Source organism: Streptosporangium sp. NPDC006013 (assembly GCF_040614275.1).
Classification (GTDB): domain Bacteria; phylum Actinomycetota; class Actinomycetes; order Streptosporangiales; family Streptosporangiaceae; genus Streptosporangium.
Map to the genome: position 1 here is coordinate 1 of NZ_JBEXUE010000426.1, position 8549 is coordinate 8549.

The 8549-nt window shown below is 70.7% G+C and carries 6 protein-coding genes; 5 read left to right on the forward strand and 1 reads right to left on the reverse strand.

Annotation, left to right across the window (positions count from 1 at the left end; genetic code table 11):
• A partial coding sequence (locus tag ABZ260_RS40115) for a heme o synthase (protein WP_355628073.1) occupies positions 1 to 837 on the reverse strand: 837 nt, incomplete at its 3' end.
• Between the two features lie 312 nt (positions 838 to 1149).
• Between ABZ260_RS40115 and tkt the strand changes: the two genes are divergently transcribed.
• From tkt to ABZ260_RS40140, 5 genes are all read left to right on the forward strand, one after another.
• Positions 1150 to 3246 carry a transketolase gene (gene tkt / locus ABZ260_RS40120; RefSeq protein ID WP_355628076.1) on the forward strand — a complete coding sequence of 699 codons (2097 nt, stop codon included), beginning with the start codon at positions 1150 to 1152 and terminating at the stop codon, positions 3244 to 3246.
• A gap of 2 nt (positions 3247 to 3248) precedes the next feature.
• Complete coding sequence (gene tal / locus ABZ260_RS40125; protein ID WP_355628079.1) at positions 3249 to 4352, forward strand: transaldolase; 1104 nt, start codon at positions 3249 to 3251, stop codon at positions 4350 to 4352.
• Between the two features lie 8 nt (positions 4353 to 4360).
• A complete protein-coding gene (locus ABZ260_RS40130) occupies positions 4361 to 5992 on the forward strand; it encodes a glucose-6-phosphate isomerase (protein ID WP_355628082.1) in 1632 nt (543 codons plus the stop codon).
• A 19-nt stretch (positions 5993 to 6011) separates the two neighbouring features.
• Complete coding sequence (gene zwf / locus ABZ260_RS40135; RefSeq protein ID WP_355553221.1) at positions 6012 to 7664, forward strand: glucose-6-phosphate dehydrogenase; 1653 nt, start codon at positions 6012 to 6014, stop codon at positions 7662 to 7664.
• A partial coding sequence (locus tag ABZ260_RS40140; protein WP_355628085.1) for a glucose-6-phosphate dehydrogenase assembly protein OpcA occupies positions 7665 to 8549 on the forward strand: 885 nt, incomplete at its 3' end.

Below are 8549 nucleotides of genomic sequence, written 5' to 3' on the forward strand. Positions count from 1 at the left end.
GCCGAGGAGGCGGTGAACCTCCCACAGACAGGCGGCGCCGAGGACGGCGGCGACGGCGGGATAGAGCAGGGTGGTTCCGGCCACCGGCCACAGCAGCAGCGAGCAGAGCACCGTCGCCCAGGTGTAGACGATGCTCTCCAGCACCACCCGGCGCTCGGTGGCGACCACCGGGAGCATGGGGACCTTCGCCGCGGCGTAGTCCTCCTTGTAGCGCATGGCGAGGGTCCAGGTGTGCGGAGGCGTCCAGAAGAACACCACGCCGAAGAGCACCACGGGGGCCCAGTCGAGGCCGCCGGTGACACCGGCCCAGCCGATCAGCACCGGCATGCAGCCCGCGATACCCCCCCACACCACGTTCTGCGAGGTCCGCCGCTTGAGGATCATCGAGTAGACGAGCACGTAGAACAGGTTCGCGGCCAGCGACAGGCCGGCGGCGAGCCAGTTCACGGTCAACCCGAGGCCAAGGGTCGACAGCACCCCGAGAATGACTCCGAAGATCAGCGCATTGGTCGGCGGCACCAGGTCGCGGGCGAGCGGGCGGCGCCGGGTGCGGCGCATGGCCGCGTCGATGTCACGGTCGATGTAGCAGTTCAGGGCGTTCGCGCTGCCCGCCGACAGGGTGCCGAACACCAGGGTGTTGACGGCGATCCACAGCGGTGGCAGGCCCTTGGCCGCCAGGAACATCACCGGCAGCGTCGTGATCAGCAGCAGCTCGATGATCCGCGGCTTCGTGAGGGCGACGTAGGCCTTCACGACGTCGCCGAAGGAGCGAGGCACGACGCCTGCGGCCGTGCCCGCCTCGGGCGGGACCGTCGATTGCTTGTCGGTGAGCACCATCTAAGGCGCTTCCAGCACGTGCGGGGTCAACGCGTAACCTCTGATTAGAGCGGATCCGTGAATGCGGGCACCAGCCAGCCTTGAGGACTCACTGTAGTTGCAGGGGGGGCCGGTCCCGGCACGGGGTGCGGAAGCGGCGCGAGACGACAACCGCCGGGGAACCGCCCATGAGTCCCGTGGACCCGCACCTGGTCGACCTACGCCACGGTAGCGCGGCCGAAACCGTTAGGGTCCCATGTGGGCGGGAAATACCAGACCGGCGCCACCATCACACTATTAGATCCGGAGACCGAGCAGTTGAGCAGCGAACTCGTGCCAGCCCTTGAATGGAGCGACCTGGACCGCCGCGCGGTCGATGTCGTACGGGCCCTGGCCATGGATGCGGTAGAGAAGGCGGGCTCGGGCCACCCGGGCACCGCGATGAGCCTGGCGCCCGCCGCGTACCTGCTGTTCCAGCAGGTGATGCGGCATGATCCGACAGACCCCTCCTGGGTGGGCCGTGACCGGTTCGTCCTTTCGGCCGGTCACACCAGCCTGACCCTCTACATCCAGCTCTACCTGTCGGGCTACGGCCTGAGCCTGGACGACCTCAAGGCGCTGCGCCAGTGGGAGAGCCTGACCCCCGGCCACCCCGAGCACGGCCACACCGTCGGCGTCGAGACCACCACGGGGCCGCTGGGCCAGGGCCTGGGCAACGCGGTCGGCATGGCCATGGCCGCCCGCCGCGAGCGAGGCCTGTTCGACCCGGACGCGGCGCAGGGCGCGAGCCCGTTCGACCACCACATCTGGTGCATCGCCTCCGAGGGGGACATCGAGGAGGGCATCAGCCACGAGGTCAGCGCCCTCGCGGGCCACCAGAGGCTGGGCAACCTGACCGTCGTCTTCGACAGCAACCACATCTCGATCGAGGACGACACCCAGATCGCGCTGAGCGAGGACGTCGTCAAGCGCTACGAGGCGTACGGCTGGCACACCCAGACCGTCGACTGGACGCGGACCGGCGACTACGTCGAGGACGTCGAGGCGCTGCACCAGGCGCTGGAGGCCGCCCGCGCCGAGACCGGCAGGCCGTCGTTCATCCGGCTGCGCACGATCATCGGCTGGCCCGCCCCCAACAAGAAGAACACCGGCAAGATCCACGGCTCGGCGCTGGGCGCCGACGAGGTCGCCGCCACCAAGAAGATCCTGGGCCTTGACGAGACCAAGAGCTTCGACGTCCCCGCCGAGGTCCTCGAGCACGCCCGCGAGGTCGTCGAGCGCGGCCGCGCCGCGCGGGCCGAGTGGGACAAGCTCTACCAGAGCTGGCGCGAGGCCAACCCCGAGCGCGCCGCCGAGTTCGACCGCATCTCCGTGCGGCAGCTCCCCGCCGGCTGGAGCGAGGCGCTGCCGCTCTTCGAGGCCGGCTCCTCCATCGCCACCCGCAAGGCCTCCGGCGAGGTGCTCAACAGCCTCGCGCCGGTGCTGCCCGAGCTGTGGGGCGGCTCGGCCGACCTGGCCGAGTCCAACAACACCACGATGAAGGGCGAGCCGTCCTTCATCCCCGAGGAGTTCCAGACCAGGGACTTCCCCGGCAACCCCTACGGCCGCACGCTGCACTTCGGCATCCGCGAGCACGGCATGGGAGCGATCCTCAACGGCATCGCGCTGCACAACGGCACCCGCCCCTACGGTGGCACGTTCCTGGTCTTCAGCGACTACATGCGCCCGGCCGTGCGGCTGGCGGCGCTGATGAAGCTGCCGGTCACCTACGTGTGGACGCACGACTCCATCGGCCTGGGCGAGGACGGCCCGACGCACCAGCCCGTCGAGCACCTGTGGGCGCTGCGCGCCATCCCCGGCCTCGACGTGGTCCGCCCCGCCGACGCCAACGAGACCGCCGCCGCCTGGCAGGTCGTGCTCGAGCACAACGACCGCCCGGCCGCGCTGGCGCTGACCCGCCAGAACCTGCCGGTCTACGAGGGCACCCGCGACGCGACGAAGGTCGCCCGCGGCGGCTACATCCTGCGGGAGGCCTCCAACGGGCAGCCCGCGGTGGTCCTGATCGGCACCGGCTCCGAGGTCGAGCTGGCCGTCGAGGCCCGCGGGATCCTGGAGGCGGAGGGCATCGCCACCCGGGTCGTGTCGATGCCGTGTGTGGAGTGGTTCCACGCCCAGGACACGGCCTACCGGCAGACGGTGCTGCCCTCCTCGGTCCGCGCGCGCGTGGCGGTGGAGGCGGGAATCTCACTGGGCTGGCGGGAGTTCGTAGGAGATGACGGGGAAGTGGTCAGCCTGGAGCACTTCGGTGCCTCGGCTCCCTACAAGACCCTCTATGAGCAGTTCGGCCTGACCGCCGAGCGCGTGGTCGCCGCAGCCAAGGCGAGCCTCGCCAAGACCGGAGCCGACAAGGGCGAGACGACAGGAAACTGATCATGAGTGAGATCCTGAGGAAACTCTCCGAGCAGGGCGTCTCCATCTGGCTGGACGACATCAGCCGCGAGCGTCTGCGCACCGGCAATCTCCAGTCGCTGATCCGCGACCGGCAGGTGGTCGGCGTCACCTCCAACCCGACGATCTTCGCCTCCGCGCTGAGCAAGGGCGACGCCTACGACACCCAGCTGCACGATCTGAAGATCCGCGGCGTCGACGTCGAGGAGGCGGTGCGCTCCATCACCACCTACGACATCCGCTGGGCCGCCGACGTGCTGCGCCCCGTCTACGACGCCACCGGCACCGTGGACGGCCGGGTGTCGATCGAGGTCGACCCGCGCCTGGCCAGGGAGACGGAGAAGACCATCGCCGAGGCGCGCGCGCTGTGGTGGCTGGTCGACCGGCCCAACCTGTTCATCAAGATCCCGGCCACCGTCGAGGGCCTGCCTGCGATCACCCAGGCGATCTCCGAGGGCATCAGCGTCAACGTCACGCTGATCTTCTCCCTGGAGCGCTACCGCGCCGTGATGAACGCCTGGCTGAGCGGCCTTGAGCAGGCCAAGGCCAAGGGCCTCGACCTGTCGAACATCGAGTCGGTGGCCTCGTTCTTCGTCAGCCGGCTGGACGGCGAGATCGACAAGCGCCTGGACAAGATCGGCACCCCCGAGGCCCTGGCGCTGAAGGGCAAGGCCGCGCTCGCCAACGCCCGGCTGGCCTTCGCCGCCTTCGAGGAGGTCGTCGCCTCCCCGCGCTGGCAGGCGCTGGCCCTGGCCGGAGCCCGGCCGCAGCGCCCCCTGTGGGCCTCCACCGGTACCAAGAACCCCGACTACCCCGACACCCTCTACGTCGACGGGCTGGTCACCTCCGGCACCGTCAACACGATGCCGGAGAAGACCCTCGAGGCGGCCGCCGACCATGGCAGGATCACCGGTGACACGGTCCGCCCCTCCTACGAGGAGGCCTGGAACACCATGGCCGCGCTCAAGGAGATCGGCATCGACTACGACGACGTCGTGAGGTTCCTGGAGGAGGACGGCGTGGACAAGTTCGAGGCCTCCTGGACCGACCTGCTGGCGACCGTCGCCGCCGAGCTGAAGAAGGCATGAGGGAACACATGTCAGTGTCCGTAACGTTCGGCGAGGACGACCTCACCGAGCAGGCCTCGGAGACGGCCGGCCGGCTCGTCGCCGAGGGGGTCCCCCAGTCCCTGGCCGCCGGCGACCCCACGCTGTGGGGCCTGGAGGCCAAGCCCGAGGCGGCCGTCCGCCTCGGCTGGCTCAACCTCCCGCTGACGAGCAGGCCACTGCTCGGCGAGATCGGCGAGCTGGTGGAGTGGGCCCGCGCCGAGGGCCTGGACCACGTGGTCCTGGCGGGCATGGGCGGCTCCTCCCTCGCTCCCGAGGTCATCACCGGCTCCGCCGACGTCCCGCTGACCGTCCTCGACACCACCGACCCCGGCCAGGTGCGCCGCGCGCTGGAGGACCGGCTGGAGAGCACGCTCCTGGTCGTCGCCAGCAAGAGCGGCGGCACCGTCGAGACCGACAGCCACCGGCGGATCTACGAGAAGGCCTTCCGCGACGCCGGGATCGACCCGGCGAGAAGGATCGTCGTCATCACCGACCCGGGCTCGCCGCTGGAGCTCAGCGCCCGCGAGGCGGGCTACCGGGTGGTCCTGGCCGACCCGAACGTGGGCGGCCGCTACAGCGCCCTGACGGCGTTCGGGCTGGTGCCCAGCGCGCTGGCGGGCGCCGACGTCGAGCGGCTGCTCGACGACGCCGCCGAGGTGCTGCCGCTGCTGTCGCGCTCAGCGGGCAACCCCGGCCTCGACCTGGGCGCCGCCCTGGGTGCCGCCGCGGTCGCCGGGCGCGACAAGCTCGTGATCGAGGACGGCCTTTCGGAGATCAACGGCCTGCCCGACTGGATCGAGCAGCTGGTCGCCGAGTCCACCGGCAAGTCCGGCAAGGGCATCCTGCCCGTCGTGGGCGCCGACCCCGGCGACGCCGACGACGAGCTGCTCGCCGGGATCGACACCGACGGCGTGGTGACCGTCGCCGGCCCGCTGGGCGCGCAGTTCCTCATCTGGGAGTACGCCACGGCCATCGCCGGGCGCGTCCTGGGCATCGACCCGTTCAACCAGCCGAACGTGGCCGAGTCCAAGGAGAACACCGCCAAGCTGCTCGACCAGAGCGAGCTGCCGGTCGGCACCCCGATCCTCGTCGACGGCCCGGTGGAGGTCTACGGCGAGCTGCCGCCGGGCGTGGAGGCCCCCAAGAACCTGTCCGACGTGCTCACCGGGCTGCTGGAGGCGATCCCCTCCGACGGCTACCTCGCGGTGATGGCCTACCTCGACAGGGAGGCGGCCTTCGACGCCCCGTACCCCGAGGGCGCCTCGTTCGAGGAGATGACGGACGTGTGGAGCGCGGCCGACCCGGCCACGCTCCGCGGGATGCTCGCGATCCGCACCGAGCGGCCGGTCACCTTCGGGTGGGGACCCCGCTTCCTGCACTCCACCGGCCAGTACCACAAGGGCGGCCCGCAGAACGGGGTGTTCCTGCAGATCACCGGGGCCGTCGAGAACGACCTGGAGGTTCCCGGCAAGCCCTACACCCTGGGCCGCCTCCAGCTCGCCCAGGCGCTGGGCGACCTGGGCGCCCTGGCCAGCCGGGGGCGCCCCGCCGTGCGACTGCACCTGACCGACCGTGCCGCCGGTGTCGCGCACCTGCTCGCCGCCTCACGGGAGGTCTGATGGGTCGCCGGAGGTTCGAATGAGCAAGGAGAACTCCCAGCCCCAGGCCGACCGGCCTCGGGCCGAGGAGCTCACCACCACGGGCACCGCGCACGAGGGGGCGGTCACCACGGCCACCGCCGCCTCGACCGCCGGCATCACCGAGGCCCTGATCGAGTCCAACCCGCTGCGCGACCCGCGCGACAAGCGCCTGCCGCGCGTGGCGGGGCCGTGCGTGCTGGTGCTGTTCGGCGTGACCGGCGACCTGGCACGCAAGAAGCTGCTACCGGCGATCTACGACCTGGCGAACCGGGGGCTGCTGCCCCCGGGCTTCTCCCTGGTCGGCTTCGCCCGCCGGGACTGGGAGGACCAGGACTTCGCGCAGCTGACCCACGACGCCGTCAAGGAACACGCGCGCACGCCGTTCCGCGAGGAGGTCTGGAAGCAGCTGTCGGAGGGCATCTTCTTCTGCCGCGGTGAGTTCACCGACGACGGCGCCTTCGACGCGCTGGCGATGATGCTCAAGGAGATCGACGAGACCCGGGGCACCGGCGGCAACTACGGCTTCTACCTGTCGGTGCCGCCGAAGTTCTTCCCCGTCGTGGTCCAGCAGCTGAAGCGGACCGACCTGGCGGACGGTCCCAAGGGCTCCTGGCGCCGGGTGGTGATCGAGAAGCCGTTCGGGCACGACCTGCGGAGCGCCCAGGAGCTCAACGCGATCACCAGCGCGGTCTTCCCGGAGAGCTCGGTGTTCCGCATAGACCACTACCTGGGCAAGGAGACCGTCCAGAACATCCTGGCGCTGCGGTTCGCCAACAACCTGTTCGAGCCGATCTGGAACCGGGGTTATGTCGACCACGTGCAGATCACGATGGCCGAGGACATCGGCATCGGCGGCCGGGCCGGCTACTACGACGGCATCGGCGCGGCGCGCGACGTGATCCAGAACCACCTGCTGCAGCTGCTGGCCCTGGTCGGTATGGAGGATCCGACGTCGTTCGGAGCCGACTCGCTGCGCAGGGAGAAGGAGAAGGTCCTCAAGGCGGTGCGGCTGCCGTCGGACCTGTCGCTGACCACCGCGCGCGGCCGTTACGGGGCCGGCTGGCAGGGCGGCGAGCCGGTCATCGGCTACACGCAGGAGGAGGGCATCCCGCCCGACTCGATCACCGAGACCTACGCCGCCATCAAGCTGGAGATCGCCAACCGGCGTTGGGCGGGGGTGCCGTTCTACCTGCGCACCGGCAAAAGGCTCAGCCGCCGGGTCACCGAGGTGGCCGTGGTGTTCCAGCGCGCGCCGCACCTTCCGTTCAGCAAGGACGACACCGAGATACTCGGGCAGAACGCCCTGGTCATCCGGGTGCAGCCGGACGAGGGCATCACTGTGCGGTTCGGTTCCAAGGTTCCGGGCACCGCCATGGAGGTCAGGGACGTCTCGATGGACTTCGCCTACGGCGAGTCGTTCATGGAGTCCTCCCCCGAGGCCTACGAGCGGCTGCTGCTCGACGTGCTGATCGGCGACCCGCCGCTCTTCCCGCACCAGCGCGAGGTCGAGCTGTCCTGGAAGATCCTCGACCCGATCGAGGACTTCTGGAGCACCCAGGGCCCGCCGGAGGAGTATCCCGCGGGCACCTGGGGGCCGGCCTCGGCCGACGAGATGATGGCCCGTGACGGGCGCGTCTGGAGGCGGCTTTAGATGACCAGCTTCATGCTCAGCGGCACGACCGCCTCGAAGATCTCCTCCCAGCTCACCCACCTGCGCCACCAGATGGGCACCCCTGCCGTCGGCATGGTGCTGACCCTGGTGGTGGTCTGTGGCGAGAGCGACCAGTACGACGCGGTCCGGGCGGCGACCGAGGCGGCCAGGGAGCATCCCTCCCGGATACTGGTCGTCATTCCTCGCGACCCGAACGAGCCCAACCGGCTCGACGCCGAGATCCGGTTCGGCGAGTCGACCCCGGGCGAGGTGATACTGCTCCGTCTGTACGGGGAGCTGACCAGGCACGCCGACTCGGTGGTCAGCCCGCTGCTGCTCACCGACACCCCGGTGGTCGCCTGGTGGCCCAGCAACTGCCCCGAGGTCCCGGCGGCGGATCCGATCGGCATGCTGGCCCAGCGCCGCATCGTCGACGCGCGGTCCGCACCTGACTCGGTCAAGGCGATCGCCGGCCGGGCCCGCGGGTACGTGCCCGGCGACACCGACCTGGCCTGGACCCGGCTGACGACGTGGCGGAGCCTGCTGGCCGCCGCGTTCGACCAGCCGGTGGCCAAGGTCAAGCGGGGCACCGTGGAGGCCGTGCCCGGCCATGCCAGCGCCCTGCTGCTGGCGGCCTGGCTCGGTGAGCGCCTCGGCGCGCCGGTGAAGGTCTCCGACTCTCCCGGCCCCGGCCTGACCGCCGTCAAGCTGGTCTCGGGCGACGGCGACATCACCATCACCCGGGGCGACGGCCGCCTGGCCATGCTCTCGCGTCCCGGCCAGCCGGACCGCCGGGTCGCGTTGGCCCGGCGCCCGACGTCGGACCTGCTCGCCGAGGAGCTGCGGCGGCTGGACCCCGACGAGATCTACGCGGCCGCGATCCAG

Bases quoted from the DNA above. Each gene is read 5' to 3' on its own strand.
- ABZ260_RS40130 (WP_355628082.1), top strand. From the start codon at position 4,361: ATGTCAGTGTCCGTAACGTTCGGCGAGGACGACCTCACCGAGCAGGCC.
- zwf (WP_355553221.1), top strand. From the start codon at position 6,012: ATGAGCAAGGAGAACTCCCAGCCCCAGGCCGACCGGCCTCGGGCCGAG.
- tal (WP_355628079.1), top strand. From the start codon at position 3,249: ATGAGTGAGATCCTGAGGAAACTCTCCGAGCAGGGCGTCTCCATCTGG.